The sequence below is a fragment of the Enterobacter sp. EC_50 genome (assembly GCF_019584525.1).
Classification (GTDB): Bacteria; Pseudomonadota; Gammaproteobacteria; order Enterobacterales; family Enterobacteriaceae; genus Enterobacter; species Enterobacter roggenkampii.
The window spans coordinates 19130-36194 of record NZ_VDAF01000011.1 but is presented as its reverse complement, the minus strand read 5'-3'; the positions used below and the strand labels follow the sequence as shown (position 1 = coordinate 36194).

The window sequence follows — 17065 nt, the reverse complement described above, 5'->3', positions numbered from 1 at the left end:
TCCAACATACGGAACAGATAACGTGAAAATTCTTGTGACGGGCGGGGCCGGCTTTATCGGCTCAGCGGTTGTACGACATATTATTAAAAATACCCAGGACGACATCGTCAACGTGGACAAGCTGACCTATGCCGGCAACCTTGAGTCGCTTAGTGAAGTCAGCGATAGCGACCGCTATGTTTTTGAGCATGCGGATATTTGTGACAAAGATGCCATGGATCGTATTTTCGCAAAGCATAAGCCTGACGCGGTGATGCACCTGGCCGCTGAAAGTCACGTCGATCGTTCAATTACCGGCCCGGCTGCTTTTATCGAAACCAATATCGTTGGCACTTATGTGCTTCTGGAAGCCGCTCGTGCATACTGGTCAACGTTGGATGAGCAGGCGAAGAACGCCTTCCGTTTCCATCACATCTCTACCGACGAAGTGTATGGTGATTTACCACATCCGGATGAGCATCCGGCATCAACTGAGCTGCCACTCTTCACTGAAACTACCGCGTATGCGCCCAGCAGCCCTTACTCAGCGTCGAAAGCCTCCAGTGACCATCTCGTGCGTGCCTGGCTGCGTACCTACGGTTTCCCGACTATCGTCACCAACTGTTCGAATAACTATGGCCCGTACCATTTCCCGGAAAAACTGATCCCGCTGGTCATCCTGAATGCGCTGGACGGCAAAGCACTGCCTATTTATGGGAAGGGTGACCAGATTCGTGACTGGTTGTATGTAGAAGATCATGCGCGTGCACTCTACACCGTTGTTACTCAAGGAAAACCGGGTGAAACGTATAATATTGGCGGCCATAATGAGAAGCAGAACCTGGACGTAGTGCATACGATTTGCGATCTGCTTGATGAGATAGTGCCTAAAGAGGGGTCATATCGCAATCAGATTACGTATGTTGCTGACCGTCCGGGGCATGACCGTCGCTATGCGATTGATGCACATAAAATTGGCGTTGAACTGGGCTGGAAGCCTGAGGAGACGTTCGAAAGCGGCATTCGTAAAACGGTGGAGTGGTATCTGAGCAATATCGATTGGGTGGAAAACGTAAAAAGCGGGGCTTATAAAACCTGGATTGAGCAGAATTATGGAGAACGTAAATAATGAATATTCTGTTGTTCGGGAAAAATGGTCAGGTAGGCTGGGAGCTACAACGGGCACTCGCGCCCCTGGGAAATATTATCGCCCTTGATGTGCATTCTACCGATTTCTGTGGCGACTTTAGTAATCCTGAAGGTGTTGCTGAAACCGTACGAAAAATACGTCCAGATGTGGTTGTGAACGCTGCTGCACACACTGCTGTGGATAAAGCTGAATCCGAAGTGGACTTTGCACAATTGCTTAACTCCACAAGCGTAGAGGCTATTGCCAAAGCTGCTGCTGAAATAGGCGCGTGGGTTGTGCATTACTCAACTGATTACGTTTTTCCGGGTACCGGTGATGCGCCTTGGCTTGAAGAAGATGCCACTGCACCATTAAATGTTTATGGCAAAACGAAACTGGCCGGTGAAAGAGCATTACAAGAGCATTGTCCAAAGCACCTTATTTTTCGTACCAGTTGGGTTTATGCTGGCAAAGGCAATAACTTTGCAAAAACCATGTTACGTTTGGCTAAAGAGAAAACTGAACTTTCCGTCATTAACGATCAGTTTGGTGCGCCTACCGGTGCAGAATTATTGGCGGATTGTACCGCTCATGCTATTCGGATTGCACAGAAAAATCAGGAAGTTGCTGGCCTTTATCACCTCGTAGCGAGTGGTGTCACTACATGGTATGATTATGCTGCACTGGTATTTTCCGAAGCCAGAAAAGCTGATGTTGCACTTGCAATCAAGCAGTTAAATAAAGTACCAACCAGCGCTTACCCAACCCCTGCATGCCGACCAAATAACTCTCGTCTTAATAATGAAAAATTCCAGCGTACCTTTGGGCTTGTTCTTCCCAATTGGGAGAAAGGAGTTAAACGTATGCTGAATGAATTGTTTGCTGCGACAGCAATCTGAATATAATGTTAGTGCCCGTCACTGGGTACTTTTGCGTATAAAGAGATAATGAAATGAAAACCCGTAAAGGCATTATTTTAGCTGGTGGTTCTGGTACCCGTTTATATCCAGTGACCATGGCTGTCAGCAAGCAATTGTTGCCCATATATGACAAACCAATGATCTATTACCCGCTCTCAACGCTAATGTTAGCGGGTATTCGTGATATTTTGATCATTAGCACTCCGCAGGATACACCTCGTTTTGAGCAATTACTGGGTGATGGCAGCCAATGGGGTTTAAATCTACATTATAAGGTTCAGCCTTCGCCGGATGGTTTAGCCCAGGCATTTATCATCGGTGAAGACTTTATCGGAAATGATGACTGCGCGTTGGTACTCGGCGATAATATTTTTTACGGACATGATCTGCCTAAATTAATGGAAACGGCGGTCAATCGAGAAAGTGGTGCGACCGTATTCGCATACCACGTTAACGATCCTGAACGTTATGGTGTCGTTGAATTTGATAAGAATGGAACTGCCATCAGCCTTGAAGAAAAACCGCTAGAACCGAAAAGTAATTATGCGGTCACCGGATTATATTTCTATGATAACGATGTTGTAGAACTGGCTAAAAACCTGAAGCCTTCCGCGCGGGGCGAGCTTGAAATTACTGATATCAATCGAATTTATATGGAGCAAGGACGTTTGTCTGTAGCAATGATGGGGCGCGGTTATGCCTGGTTGGACACGGGGACGCATCAGAGTTTGATTGAAGCCAGTAACTTCATTGCCACTATTGAGGAGCGTCAAGGCCTTAAAGTTTCTTGTCCAGAAGAAATTGCTTACCGCAAAGGATTTATAAATGCTGAGCAAGTTAAAAAATTAGCTGTTCCGCTATCAAAGAATGCTTATGGGCAATATTTGTACAAAATGATTAAAGGCTACTAGTAATGAATGTTATCAAAACAAATATTCCTGACGTATTATTGATTGAGCCAAAAGTGTTTAGTGATGACAGAGGCTTCTTTTATGAAAGCTACAATCATACGAAACTTGAGGCCTGTGTCGGTCGTACCCTTACGTTTGTTCAGGATAATCATTCCAGATCAAAACGAGGAGTATTGCGTGGATTACATTATCAGACTGGGCCTCATGAGCAGGGAAAATTGGTCCGTTGCATTGTAGGTGAAGTTTTTGATGTTGCAGTAGATATCCGGCCGGATTCAGAAACTTATGGTAAGTGGGTTGGCGTTATATTATCTGCAGAAAACAAACGACAGTTATGGATTCCTGAAGGTTTCGCACACGGTTTTGCCGTATTAAGCGATAATGCAGAGTTTATATATAAGACTACTGACTATTATGCACCCACAGCAGAAAGAAGTATTGCGTGGAACGATCCCACGTTAAATATCGAGTGGCCTTTAGACGAAAATGAAATAATACTTTCTGTCAAAGATATGAAAGCTGGCAGTTTTGCAGATTTAAAATAAAGGAAAAAAAATGATTCCATTCAATAAACCCTATTTACATGGGGATGAATTAGTTTATATTGCACAAGCTGCAAAAGACGGAAAGATTTCAGGGGACGGAAAATTTACTAAGAAATGTCACGAGTTCTTTGAAAAAAAATACAATTTTAAAAAAGTATTACTTACTACTTCTTGTACTGACGCACTTGAAATGGCAGCAATATTGCTGGACATTAAACCAGGAGATGAAGTAATTGCACCTTCGTATACATTTGTATCGACTGTTAACGCTTTCTCATTAAGAGGAGCAAAAGTTGTATTTGCTGATAGCTATACTAACAATCCAAATGTTGATCCAGACTCAATACGTGCTTTAATTACACCACAAACAAAAGCGATAGTAGTAGTTCATTATGCTGGAATTGCATGTGATATGGATAAATTATTGGCTATATCTAAGCAATATAATATTCCTATTGTCGAAGATGCTGCTCAAGCGATTGATTCATATTATAAGGAACGCCCACTGGGAAGTATTGGAGCATTTGGAACGTTTTCGTTTCATGAAACAAAAAATATAATTTCTGGTGAAGGCGGCATGCTTGTTATTAATGATGACAAATATGTCAAACGAGCCGAAATAATTCGTGAAAAGGGGACTAACAGATCTTCATTTTTCAGAGGTGAGGTTAATAAATATGGCTGGGTTGATATTGGTTCTTCATTTCTCCCTTCTGATATCAACGCTGCTTATTTATATGCACAACTCGAAAATATGGATGATATTCAGAACAAACGTAAAGAGCTTTGGCAACGTTATCAAGAAAAATTAACACCACTTGCACAGCTAGGACTTATCAATCTACCTGTGGTTCCTGAGTATGCCACTAACAATGCTCATATGTTTTATATCGTATGCAGCAATATCAACGTTCGTACTGATTTAATTAAACATTTGAAGGATAATGGTATACATGCTGTTTTCCATTATTTATCATTAAATAAAAGTGATTTTTATTTATCTACTAACGAAGATGTAAACTTAAAAAATAGCGATTTGTTCACTGACAACTTGCTGCGCCTTCCCTTATTTTATGAATTAACTTTAGAACAAGTTGATTATATATGCTCCAATATAACTGATTTCTTCCGATAGAAAGAAAAGACGAGTTGATACTTTGTGAGTTGGTATGTTCAAAAAAATATCTATACTATATGCATCTCAATTATATCGAGCTGCATTTCCGTTATTGTTAGTACCTTTGATTATAGGATTATTAGGCACGGAGCGATATGGAATAGTTTCATTCTTTACTATGCTTATAACACTTATGGGGTTGTTAGATGCAGGTATCAGTGGAACATTTGTGAAATTAATAGCGACAAATAAGTATCAACTCGTAAGTTTCGCTAAAGTAATTAGTTTGTTTTTGAGAGTCTTTTGTGGCTTTGTTTTTATTGCTTGCATAGTTGCATTTATTTTTAACTATTTCTCACTATTTATAGTAAATGATTGGTTGAAAACAACTTTATCTAACAACGAAACATTATTTTGCATAAAATTGATAGGTATAATTTTAGCACTATTATATTTGCGATCTTATTTACAAAGTTTCATAAATGGAATGGAAAGGCAAGATCTCATAGCCCTATGGGGAATGGTCTATACAACTTGTTTTTATGGTGGCGGTTATATTGTTCTTGCCTATTACTCGAATTCATTAGCTGCTTTCTTTAAAGTATTGCTGGCTTTATCTGTTTTAGACGTCATCGTTACGGCTTATTGTGTTTACTACGTTATGCGCAAACATAATAAGCAACTGGAAGAAAAAGACAATAATAATAGCCTATATGAAGACGATGATCTTTCATTTGGAAAAGTAATAAAGTTTTCTCTACAACTTTCAGGCTTATCAATGATATGGGTTATAGCAAGTCAAGTTGATAAGATAGCTTTATCGACATATACAACATTAACAAATTACACACAATACCAAATCGGTGGCCAACTTAGTGCGGTAATCTTGACTCTAGTTATTCCCTTGTCACAAATTTTATTGCCACGATTGAGTGCGTTAATAAAAGAAAAAAACGGAAAGCAATTCATATCATTGTTCAGCTATAGTTCTATCGCATATGTTCTTCTCCTTGCACCATTAGTTCCGTATATGAATGTGTTTGGTAATGAACTGATTGCCTTGTGGCTTAAAAACGATGAGTTAGGCATTACCGTAAATCTTTATGCTAAATGGCTCGTGTCAGCTACTTTTTTTGCCGGTATAATGAATTTTATATTCATTCTGTTATACTCTATTGGAAAGTTAAAATATCATTTTTATGCATATGCTAGTTATTCAGCATTAACAATTCCATTGACAATAATTATTGCTAAGTATTTTGGTCCACATTGGTCTAGTATTTTCTATCTAATTCATACCGTTCTATTTCTTCTTATATGGGGTGGTTATTGTCTTCACAAAGAAATGGGCTCTTTTGTGATAACATTGACCCTTCTAACATTCTTTATATTATTATTGTCAACGCTTATTTTTGAGAGTATAAAGCGTTTCTCTTTATTTTCTGATTATAAATATGCTTACATATTTGGGTCTCCGCTAATAAATTTTGTTGTTTTGTCCGTTGGGGTATTGGTTCTACGTAATTATATTTTTCAAGCGATAGCTAAAGTTAATTTAAAAAATATTAATATTTAAATCAGTGAGATGGAAAATGAAAATCTTACATTTGTCGACCGGTGATAGCAAAGGTGCATTCTATGGCGCTTATCGTACACATACAAACCTTAAAAAATATAATCATGACTCTGTAATGTGTGTATTAGATAAAACATCAAATGACCCTGATGTTATCGAGCTATCACAAACTAAAAGAAAGATATTTAGTTTTATAAATAAATTACTTCGCCGTTTGATTGTTAATCGTGATATAAATGAAGATAAAACCTATCTAATATATAACACAACATTCAGCGTTAATGACATATTTAAGAAATACACACAAAAGCCTGATTTGATAATTGTATACTATGTAGCTGATTTTCTCTCTGATAAGGACCTGCACAAAATACAAAGATATTATCAATGTCCAATCGCTTTCTACCTTATGGATGCAGGGATGATCACTGGTGGTTGCCATTATCCGTGGCAATGTGAAGGCTTTAAAAGTGAATGTAAAAATTGTCCTGCAATGCTGTATCCTAAACTTATAAAAATGCCACAGCGTGTGCTCAATAACAGAAAAAAATATTATTCAGAAATGGACTGTTTTTACTTATCTGCAAGTAAATGGCTAGATGAGCGCTGTTCGATGAGTGCAATAAAAGCCAGGCATGGAATGAAAAAAGCGCTGATTGGCATTGATGAAACTATTTTTACTCCACGACCGGCACACATAGCAAGTAAGCATCTCGGCATTAGCATTCCGGAAAAAAATCGGGTTATTTTTTTAGGAGCTCAGTCATTAAATGATCCAAGAAAAGGCGTTAAGTATGTTCAGCAATCGCTAGAATATATTAAAAAAACTTATCCAGAACTTTTGCAAAATGTAACTATTTTAACTGTTGGCGCCCAGTCTCAAAATATGATTATAGAAGATGTATCATTAGTCAATATTGATTTTATCCATGATAAGACTAAATATCCATATCTATATAACATTGCTGATGGATTCATTTGTTCCTCCGTTGAGGATGCAGGACCGATGATGATAAACGAAGCTTTAATGTCCGGCACGCCTGTTATTTCATTTAAAATTGGTGTGGCCGAAGATCTTATAATTAACGGGGAAAATGGTTTTCTTGCTGACAACATTAGTGCTAATGCACTGGCAGATGCTATAGTTAATTTTTTAAAAATATCTGTTTCTGAATTAACAGTAATGAAAAATTCCAGCAGAAATGGAGCTCAAAAAAAATGCTCATCATTATCACAAGTAGAAGCAATTGAGTCATTGCTAACAGGTACATTAAATTAAAAACAATCCATTTATGTGCAATGAATTTTAAAGAGAAAAAAGTTAATCAAATAAGGTTGGTATATGATTGGTTATAAATTACGTATAAAATTGATTAGCCTTATTTTTCTTGCATCGAAGTGTAAACGAAAATTAAATGCGCTTTGTTTTAATATGATCACTGGGCATAAATTCAAAACGGTTGGGAAAAACTTTAAACTCAATGTTAAGCCTTATAATAAGAATAAAGATGGTGACACCAGATGGATAGATGGGCGAATCGGCGACAATTGTTGGATAGAGGCTGTATATTATTACGGTGAGCAATGTCTAGATCCACGAATGAATATTGGCAAACGATTATGCTTAAGTGATAATGTTCATATTTCATGCGCTGATGAAATAACTCTTGGCGATGATATACTTATTGGAAGTAAAGTATACATTGGAGATCACAGCCATGGAAGTTATAAAAAAGATCATTATGAATTTGCTCCTCCTGCCACAAAAATTTTAGGAGATGCAGCAGCTGTAAAAATCGGGAATTGTTGTTGGATTGGTGATAATGCCGTTATTTTGGCAGGAAGTGAAATATCTGATGGCAGTGTGATTGCTGCTAATTCAGTTGTTAAAGGATTGAAAGTTAGTAAACCAAGTTTAATTGGTGGGATCCCCGCTAAAGTTCTTAAGGTATTTTAACATGAATGTTTTTATCAGTATCTGTATACCGTCATATAATCGCGCAGAATTTTTAGAGCCTTTATTGGAAAGCATATATAACCAAGATTATGCTATTAATAATACAGACTTTGAGGTGATTCTTTGTGAAGACAAGTCTCCACAAAGGGAACAAATAGCTCATATTGTTGAAGAATATAAAATAAAAAACAATAGAACAAACTTACATCTTAATTTAAATAAAGATAATCTTGGTTATGATAAAAACTTAAAAAATTGCATAAGTTCTGCTACTGGTAAATATTGTATGATTATGGGTAACGACGATCTTCTGGCAGAAGGAGCATTATCAAAAATCGTTAGTGTCTTGAAAGCTAATCCTGAAATCGTATTGGCTACTCGTGCTTATGGCTGGTTTAAGGAAAACCCGAATGAATTATGTGATACCGTCCGTCATTTAACACAAGATACATTATTCCAACCTGGTGCTGAGGCCATTAAATTTTTCTTCCGAAGAGTTGGTGTAATTTCCGGTTTTATTGTTAACGCTGAAAAAGCAAATAAATTATCTTGTGATAAATTTGATGGCCGTTTGTATTATCAAATGTATCTTGCTGGAATGCTCATGGCTGAAGGACAGGGTTACTATTTCAGCGATGTTATTACTTTATCCCGAGATACAGAGGCTCCAGATTTTGGGAATGCAGGAACAGAAAAAGGCATTTTCACCCCGGGTGGTTATAAACCTGAGGGGCGAATACATATGGTTGAGGGACTTCTCCTTATCGCAAAACATATCGAAGATGCAACAAAAATAGATGGGGTTTATGATGGGATTAAAAAGGACTTAGCCAACTATTTCTATCCTTATATCCGCGATCAACTTAATCTACCATTTTTAGTCTATTTAAAAATGATAAATAGCTTCCGTAAAATCGGATTCTCAAATGAAAAGTTTTTCTATATACATGCCTTTTTGGGGTATATCTTGAAACGGAGAGGCTATGATGCATTAATTAAATACATTCGTAGTAAAAATGGCGGCACACCGCGTCTCGGTATTTAACCTTACAAAATTAAAATAGTAGTTATATGAATATATTCTTTGCTGCGATATTATGTATTAATTTATTTTCTCCATACATCAGTTCATGGATGGTCGGAATCTTGCCATTTCCTCCTGGTGCCATCCTTAGAGATGTGTTGAACGCACTGTTTGTATTATCTGTACTTTTGCGTTTTGTCATTGATAGAAAAAAATCTCCTGTATCACTGATTTTTACCATCTTTGTATGGATAGCATTAATTTCATGGGTTGCAGCATTGATTATTTTTTCATCTGACAAAGTACAAGCAATAATGGGAGCTAGAAGTTATATTTTATTCCCCGCAGTCTTCATCTCTTTAGCAATATTGAACGTATCGTACCCAGAATCGTTAAATGTTAAAAAAATTGTTGTCTATATTATCCTTTTAATGTCTGCTGTTGCCGTCATATCGATTATCGATGTGTTAATGAAAGGTGAGTTCGTTAAATTACTTGGTTATGATGAGCATTATGCTGGTGATCAATTAAATCTTATTAACAGCTATGATGGAATGATTCGGGCCACTGGTGGCTTTAGCGATGCACTGAATTTCGGATATATGTTGGCGCTAGGTATCTTGTTATGTATGGAGTGTTTTTCGCAAGGATATAAAAGGACATGGATGCTAATTGTTAGCTTGGTTATTTTTACTGCAATCTGTATGACCCTAACAAGAGGGGCTATCCTTGTTGCGGTTATCATCTATGCTTTTTACATTATTTCAAATCGAAAGATGCTACTAAGCGGTATTACGTTATTTGTGATCTTTATACCTATTCTGGTCGTGTCCACAAATATCTTTGACAATTATATTGATACCTTAGTGGGCAGGTTTACAGACTCCTCGCAGAGTTCTCGTGGATCGACACAGGGACGAATAGATATGGCGATAAATTCATTGAGTTATCTTTCAGAGCATCCATCAGGTATAGGCTTAGGCACACAAGGTTCTGGAAATATGCTTTCAGAAAAAGATAATAGACTGAATACTGATAACTACTTTTTCTGGATGGCACTCGAAACTGGTATTGTTGGTTTATTTATAAATATGTTCTATATGGCAAGCCAATTTTATTCTTCGGTTTTTTTGGATAAAAAATATGGTTCACATCGAAACTATACTCATTTAAGAATCTATTTTTTGCTTGGAGTCGCTTTCTTTATAAGTGCTGCGTTAAGTTCTGCCCCTTCATCATCAACTTTTTCAATTTTTTATTGGTCGGTTCTTGCATTAATACCTTTTCTTAACCTAACCAACAACAGGTTCAATACTAATGAATAATAAAAAAATATTTATGGATGTTAGTTGGTCTAACATGGGCGGGATTGGGCGTTTTACTGATGAGATCGCTAAAAGACTCCCGGATATATCTCTCAAAAAAATATATAAAAAATGTGCTTCTCCTATAGCTCCCTTGGGCTTGGCTATTAATATTGCCTTACTTAATAAAGCCGATTTGATTTTTCTTCCTGGCTATATACCTCCTTTATTCTCCTCAAAAAGGTATATTGTGACAATTCATGATTTAAATCATCTTGATATAGATGATAACTCATCTTTTTTTAAAAAATTATTTTATAATTATTTTATTAAGCGTGGATGTCATAAAGCCTATAAGATTTTCACGGTTTCTGAATTTTCTAAAGAAAGAATAGCAAAGTGGTCAGGTGTTGAACCGGATAAAATTATAACTGTATTTAATGGCGTTTCTGAGGAATTTAATATTGATGTCCGACCAATGGAACTTGGATATGAATATCTATTATGCATTGGAAATAGGAAAACTCATAAGAATGAGCACCGTATAATTTCCGCTTTTGCTAAAGCAGAAATTAATCCTTCTATTAAACTCGTTTTTTCAGGAAATCCAAGCGATAATTTAGAAAAACTAATAATGGAGTGTGGGTTAGGTGAGCGTGTTAATTTTTTGGGGTTTATTTCCGACCATGACTTACCATCATTATATAAAGGCTCGAAAGGGTTAGTTTTCCCTTCATTATATGAAGGATTTGGATTACCAGTAGTTGAGGCTATGGCTTGTGGTGTCCCCGTATTAACTTCAACTACTTCATCCTTGCCAGAGGTCGCAGGAAACGCTGCTATACTGGTAGAACCTACTTCGGTAGATGCTATTACAGATGGCATTACAAAATTAGTTAATGATTCGATACTACGCGAGCAATTAATCTCTGAAGGCCTTATTCGTGCCCAAAAGTTTACTTGGCAAAACGTTATAAATAAGATCGAAATGGCATTTAAAGAGGCATGCAATGAAACTAAATGAGGCGAAAATATCTCTTGTTCATGAATGGTTATTAAGCTACGCGGGTTCTGAACAGGTCTCATCAGCGATATTACATGCTTTTCCTGAAGCTGAACTTTTTTCAGTTGTTGATTTCTTAACAGAAGAACAAAGAAAGAATTTTCTGGGAAAACATGCAACGACATCATTTATTCAAAAGTTACCAAAAGCTAAAAAATACTATCAGAAATACCTTCCATTGATGCCATTAGCTATTGAGCAGTTGGATCTTTCTGAAGCAGATATTATCATTAGCAGTGCTCATTCTGTTGCGAAAGGAGTTATTACAGGGCCAGATCAACTACATATTAGCTATGTTCATTCTCCAATCAGATATGCATGGGATTTACAGCATCAATATCTGCGAGAGTCTGGTCTGAATACTGGCGTTAAAGGGTGGTTAGCTAAATGGTTTCTTCACAAAATACGGATTTGGGATTATCGTACAGCTCATGGAGTTGATCACTTTATTGCTAATTCACAATACATTGCACGTAGAATAAAAAAAGTATACGGACGAGAAGCTTCTGTAATATATCCACCTGTAGATGTTGAAAATTTTGAAGTAAATAACGAAAAGCAGGATTATTACTTTACTGCCTCTCGTATGGTTCCGTATAAGCGTATTGATCTCATTGTCGAAGCTTTCAGCCAAATGCCAGATAAGAAATTGATAGTTATTGGTGATGGACCTGAAATGAAGAAAATACAAAGCAAGGTAAAAGATAATATAACTTTGCTTGGATACCAGCCATTTTCTGTTTTAAAAGAACATATGCAGAATGCGAAAGCGTTTGTGTTTGCAGCAGAAGAAGATTTTGGAATAATTCCTGTTGAAGCTCAGGCCTGTGGGACACCAGTCATTGCATTTGGCAAAGGTGGTGCTTTGGAAACCGTTCGACCGGTGGGTATCGAAAATCCAACAGGTATTTTATTTAAGCAACAGACAGTTACTTCATTGCAGGACGCAATCGATGAGTTTGAGAAGACACAATCACTATTCACACCTAATGCATGTAGAGAAAATGCCGAAAGATTTTCGCGTGCAAGATTTGATCAGGAATTCAGAAACTTTGTAGATGAAAAGTGGAGTCTTTTCACTACAGAGAAAATTATTAAACGTTAATAATGGTTTATTAAATGTCTAAATTAGTACCAGTAATTATGGCGGGGGGGACGGGTAGTCGCTTGTGGCCACTTTCGCGTGAACATCATCCGAAACAGTTTTTAACTGTAGAGGGTGAATATTCGATGTTACAAAATACCATCAGACGGCTGTCTCCACTTTTAGCTAGTGATCCAGTTGTCATCTGTAACGACAAACATCGCTTCCTCGTTGCTGAACAACTTCGTGCGCTTGATAAACTAGCTAATAATATTATTCTTGAGCCTGTTGGGCGTAACACAGCGCCTGCTATTGCCCTTGCCGCCTTTTGTGCTCTCCAAAATTCAGATGTGGAAGATCCGCTCTTGCTGATTCTGGCTGCGGATCACGTCATCCAGGATGACAAAGCCTTTATCGGGGCTATTAATCATGCTGAATCTCTGGCTGCTCTCGGTAAGTTAGTCACGTTCGGTATAGTCCCAACACATGCTGAAACGGGTTATGGCTATATTCGTAGAGGTGATGCAATTGGGGGCGATGCATTTGCTGTAGCGGAATTTGTTGAAAAACCAGATTATGATACTGCACGTGATTATATTGAATCAGGGCAATATTACTGGAATAGCGGAATGTTTTTATTCAGTGCAAAATCTTATCTGCATGAATTAAAACATCTATCACCCGATATATATGATGCTTGCCAGAAAGCTGTAGGATATATCAACCCGGATCTGGATTTTATTCGTATCGATAAAGAGGCCTTTACTGCATGCCCAAGTGATTCCATAGACTATGCAGTCATGGAACATACACAGCATGCAGCGGTTGTACCAATGGATGCCGGCTGGTCAGATGTCGGATCGTGGTCTTCATTATGGGATATATCAAAAAAAGATCAGCAAAAGAATGTTTTGCACGGAGATGTGTTTGCACACTGCAGTGAAGGTAACTACATATATTCCGAAAACGCCTTTATTAGCACAATTGGTGTAAATAACTTAGTTATTGTTCAGACCTCTGATGCTTTATTGGTAGCCAATAAAGATTCAGTACAAGATGTTAAAAAAATTGTTGATTATCTAAAAGATAATAACAGAAAAGAGCATGTACAGCATTTAGAAGTGTTTCGCCCGTGGGGCAAATATACTGTAATTGACAATGGTGTTAATTACCTGGTCCGACGTATAAATGTTAAACCGGGTGAAAAATTTGTCGCACAACTGCATAAGCATAGAGCAGAACACTGGATAGTCGTGTCGGGTACCGCTCGTGTTACAAAAGGCGAAAAGACTTTTTTAGTTTCAGAAAATGAATCAACGTTTATACCCGTTAATACTATCCATGCACTTGAAAACGCTGGCGTAATCCCGTTAGAGCTTATTGAAATCCAGTCAGGAAATTACCTTGGCGAGGATGATATTATTCGCATGGAAACGCGTTTTGGATATTCAGAGTGAGAGATAAATGAACCAGGTTTATAATAGTCGAGATATTATCAAAAATTCAGGCATCGCTTTTGGAACTAGCGGTGCCCGTGGTCTTGTTAGCGATTTTACACCTGAAGTTTGTGCTGCTTTTACTGTTTCATTCCTGACCGTAATGCAGCAACAGTTCTCGTTCGATACAATAGCACTTGCAATTGATAATAGACCAAGCAGTTACCAAATGGCTCAGGCTTGTGCCGCGGCGCTAAAGGGCAAAGGAATTGATACTGTATTCTATGGGGTTGTACCTACTCCAGCCTTGGCTTATCAATCTATGTCAGATTATGTGCCTGCGATCATGGTCACGGGTAGTCATATCCCGTTTGATCGCAATGGCCTAAAGTTTTATAGACCTGACGGTGAAATTACTAAAGAGGATGAAAATGCTATTGTTCAAGCTGAAGCTTCGTTCGGATACATTAAGACAGAAGAGTTATTGACTTCCTCGCTTGCCGCTGAAAATTATATCGCACGATATACCTCGTTATTTTCAACACCATTCCTGAAAAATAAACGTATTGGCATTTATGAGCATTCAAGTGCGGGCCGGGATCTTTATAAGCCTTTGTTTAATGCTTTAGGTGCTACTGTTATCAGTTTAGCCAGAAGTGATGAATTTGTTCCTATTGATACTGAAGCAGTAAGTGAAGATGATAGTCGTAAGGCAATAAAATGGGCAAAGGAATTACAACTAGATGCAATATTTTCTACTGATGGAGATGGTGACAGACCTCTTATCTCAGATGAAAATGGAAATTGGTTACGAGGTGATGTTTTAGGCTTATTATGTTCACTGGAATTAACCGCGGATGCTGTAGCGGTTCCTGTGAGTTGTAATAGTATCATTTCTTCACATAATTACTTTAAGCATGTGATGCGAACCAAAATTGGTTCTCCTTATGTTATTGCTGCATTTGCTGAGCTAGCTGCAAATTATGATTGTGTTGTAGGTTTTGAAGCTAATGGTGGTTTTTTATTGGGCAGTGATGTCTTTATTAACCAGCACTTGCTTAGAGCGTTACCAACTCGTGATGCAGTCCTCCCTGCTATTATGCTACTTTACAGAGCAAAAGATAATGGCATTGGTGAACTTGTTTCACAACTGCCAGCACGTTATACCCATTCCAATAGATTACAGAATGTAGATTCTGTAACAAGCGTGTCATTAATTAATTTGGGACTATCAGACCCCGTTAAGTTTATGGAGTATATCGGATTAAATGATTGTCAGATATTGAACTCAGATATTACTGATGGGTTTCGAATTACATTGGACAATAATAGTATTGTACACTTGCGCCCTTCAGGCAATGCTCCTGAGCTACGTTGTTATGCAGAGGCTGACACTCAAGACGCAGCATACAAACTTGTTGAAACTGTCCTTGCTAATATCGAAAAGCAGGTTGGGTAAAATCTTCAAATATAGTAAACCTTAAGCGTTTATCTTGTGAACGCTTAACTTGGCTATTTGGTACCCATTTAGAGGGCGTGAGTTTAATGGATAGTATTGATAACAAGTATAATCCACAGTTATGTAAGATATTATTGGCTATTTCAGATTTATTTTTTTTCAATGTAGCGTTGTGGCTATCTTTAGGGTGCGTATATTTAATTTTTAATGAGGTTCATCGTTTTATTCCGCAAGAACAATTAGACTCGCGCTTCTTTTCCCATTTCTTACTTTCAATCGTCTGTGTAGGATGGTTTTGGATACGTTTGCGTCATTACACTTATCGCAAACCATTCTGGTATGAATTAAAAGAAATTATTCGAACTATTGTGATTTTTGCCGTGTTTGACTTGGCGCTTATTGCGTTTACAAAATGGCAGTTTTCTCGTTATGTTTGGGTATTTTGCTGGTCGTTTGCGCTGATTTTGGTACCCTTTTTCCGTGTACTCACAAAGCACTTGCTCAATAAATTAGGCATCTGGAAAAAAACAACCGTCATTCTTGGCAGTGGTGAAAATGCGATCGGCGCATACAATGCCTTGCAGAGTGAAGAGATGATGGGTTTTAATGTTGTGGCTTTCTTTGATGCTGATGCTGCAACGTCTGAAGTTTGCTCTCTACCTGTAATACAAGATGCAGAGAAAATTTGGAGTTTAAATCGCACCGGAGATATTCATTATATACTTGCCTATGAATATACCGAGCTTGATAAAACACAATTATGGCTTCGTGAGTTATCTAAACACCATTGTCGTTCAGTTACAGTTGTGCCTTCTTTCCGCGGATTGCCCTTATATAATACCGATATGTCCTTCATTTTTAGCCATGAAGTGATGTTATTGAGGATACAAAACAATCTTGCCAAAAGGACCTCTCGTTTTCTTAAGCGTACTTTCGATATTGTTTGCTCTTCATTAATATTGTTAGTCGCATTACCACTCATGATTTACCTGTGGTACAAAGTGACACGTGATGGTGGGCCAGCCATTTATGGTCATCAGCGCGTAGGGCGAAACGGTAAGTTATTCCCGTGCTACAAATTCCGCTCAATGGTGATGAATTCTCAGGAAGTGTTAAAAGAGCTTCTGGATAGCGATCCGGAGGCGAGGGCTGAGTGGGAAAAAGATTTTAAATTAAAGAATGATCCACGTATTACTGCTGTGGGACGTTTTATTCGTAAAACCAGCCTTGATGAATTACCGCAATTATTTAATGTGCTTAAAGGCGAAATGAGCCTTGTCGGCCCACGGCCTATTATTTCTGATGAGTTGGAGCGGTACTGTGATGATGTTGACTATTATCTCATGGCGAAGCCTGGCATGACGGGCTTATGGCAGGTGAGTGGCCGTAATGATGTTGATTATGATACACGCGTCTATTTTGATGCCTGGTACGTCAAGAACTGGACACTATGGAATGACATAGCCATTTTGTTTAAGACGGTGAAAGTTGTGTTACATCGTGATGGTGCATACTGAGATCCTCAGACGATAATTTACTAGAAAATATGCGGTTTTGTGAT

General features: G+C 37.9%; 15 protein-coding genes. All 15 read left to right on the top strand.

The genetic code is table 11. The features are described from left to right. The first annotated feature begins 22 nt into the window (after positions 1 to 22). Positions 23 to 1108: a dTDP-glucose 4,6-dehydratase gene (gene rfbB, locus FHC48_RS10895; RefSeq protein WP_119312161.1), complete on the top strand. Its 1086-nt coding sequence runs from the start codon at positions 23 to 25 to the stop codon at positions 1106 to 1108. Further along, complete coding sequence (gene rfbD / locus FHC48_RS10890) at positions 1108 to 2007, top strand: dTDP-4-dehydrorhamnose reductase (protein WP_045337052.1); 900 nt, start codon at positions 1108 to 1110, stop codon at positions 2005 to 2007. The genes rfbB and rfbD overlap by 1 nt, the downstream gene beginning before the upstream one ends. 53 nt (positions 2008 to 2060) lie before the next feature. Then, positions 2061 to 2939, top strand: a complete 879-nt coding sequence (rfbA, locus tag FHC48_RS10885) for a glucose-1-phosphate thymidylyltransferase RfbA (RefSeq protein WP_045337054.1) — start codon at positions 2061 to 2063, stop codon at positions 2937 to 2939. A gap of 2 nt (positions 2940 to 2941) precedes the next feature. Continuing rightward, positions 2942 to 3484: a dTDP-4-dehydrorhamnose 3,5-epimerase gene (gene rfbC / locus FHC48_RS10880; protein ID WP_119312159.1), complete on the top strand. Its 543-nt coding sequence runs from the start codon at positions 2942 to 2944 to the stop codon at positions 3482 to 3484. Positions 3485 to 3494: 10 nt separating this feature from the next. Further along, complete coding sequence (gene rffA, locus FHC48_RS10875) at positions 3495 to 4619, top strand: dTDP-4-amino-4,6-dideoxygalactose transaminase (RefSeq protein ID WP_045337056.1); 1125 nt, start codon at positions 3495 to 3497, stop codon at positions 4617 to 4619. A 34-nt stretch (positions 4620 to 4653) separates the two neighbouring features. Further along, positions 4654 to 6177, top strand: a complete 1524-nt coding sequence (locus FHC48_RS10870) for a lipopolysaccharide biosynthesis protein (protein ID WP_119312158.1) — start codon at positions 4654 to 4656, stop codon at positions 6175 to 6177. 16 nt (positions 6178 to 6193) lie between these two features. After that, the gene (locus FHC48_RS10865) at positions 6194 to 7456 is read left to right on the top strand and encodes a glycosyltransferase (RefSeq protein WP_070533834.1); all 1263 of its coding nucleotides are present in this window, start codon (positions 6194 to 6196) and stop codon (positions 7454 to 7456) included. Positions 7457 to 7519: 63 nt separating this feature from the next. Continuing rightward, the gene (locus FHC48_RS10860) at positions 7520 to 8134 is read left to right on the top strand and encodes a DapH/DapD/GlmU-related protein (RefSeq protein WP_032646459.1); all 615 of its coding nucleotides are present in this window, start codon (positions 7520 to 7522) and stop codon (positions 8132 to 8134) included. Between the two features lies 1 nt (position 8135). Continuing rightward, entirely contained in the window at positions 8136 to 9179 is a 1044-nt protein-coding gene (locus FHC48_RS10855) for a glycosyltransferase family A protein (RefSeq protein ID WP_032646458.1), read from the top strand. Positions 9180 to 9205: 26 nt separating this feature from the next. Then, positions 9206 to 10483 (top strand): O-antigen ligase family protein, encoded by a 1278-nt coding sequence (locus FHC48_RS10850; protein WP_290127723.1) that lies wholly within the window; start codon positions 9206 to 9208, stop codon positions 10481 to 10483. Next, the gene (locus tag FHC48_RS10845) at positions 10476 to 11486 is read left to right on the top strand and encodes a glycosyltransferase family 1 protein (RefSeq protein ID WP_070533836.1); all 1011 of its coding nucleotides are present in this window, start codon (positions 10476 to 10478) and stop codon (positions 11484 to 11486) included. Before FHC48_RS10850 ends, FHC48_RS10845 begins: the two co-directional genes overlap by 8 nt. Continuing rightward, on the top strand, positions 11473 to 12630 hold the full coding sequence (locus FHC48_RS10840) for a glycosyltransferase family 4 protein (protein WP_119312157.1): 1158 nt from the start codon (positions 11473 to 11475) through the stop codon (positions 12628 to 12630). Before FHC48_RS10845 ends, FHC48_RS10840 begins: the two co-directional genes overlap by 14 nt. A gap of 14 nt (positions 12631 to 12644) precedes the next feature. After that, positions 12645 to 14066, top strand: coding sequence for a mannose-1-phosphate guanylyltransferase/mannose-6-phosphate isomerase (locus tag FHC48_RS10835; RefSeq protein ID WP_070533840.1), 1422 nt, complete (start codon positions 12645 to 12647; stop codon positions 14064 to 14066). A gap of 7 nt (positions 14067 to 14073) precedes the next feature. Then, positions 14074 to 15504, top strand: a complete 1431-nt coding sequence (locus FHC48_RS10830) for a phosphomannomutase (RefSeq protein ID WP_187808860.1) — start codon at positions 14074 to 14076, stop codon at positions 15502 to 15504. Between the two features lie 86 nt (positions 15505 to 15590). Then, positions 15591 to 17021, top strand: a complete 1431-nt coding sequence (locus FHC48_RS10825) for an undecaprenyl-phosphate galactose phosphotransferase (RefSeq protein WP_119312155.1) — start codon at positions 15591 to 15593, stop codon at positions 17019 to 17021. The last annotated feature ends 44 nt before the right edge of the window (positions 17022 to 17065 follow it).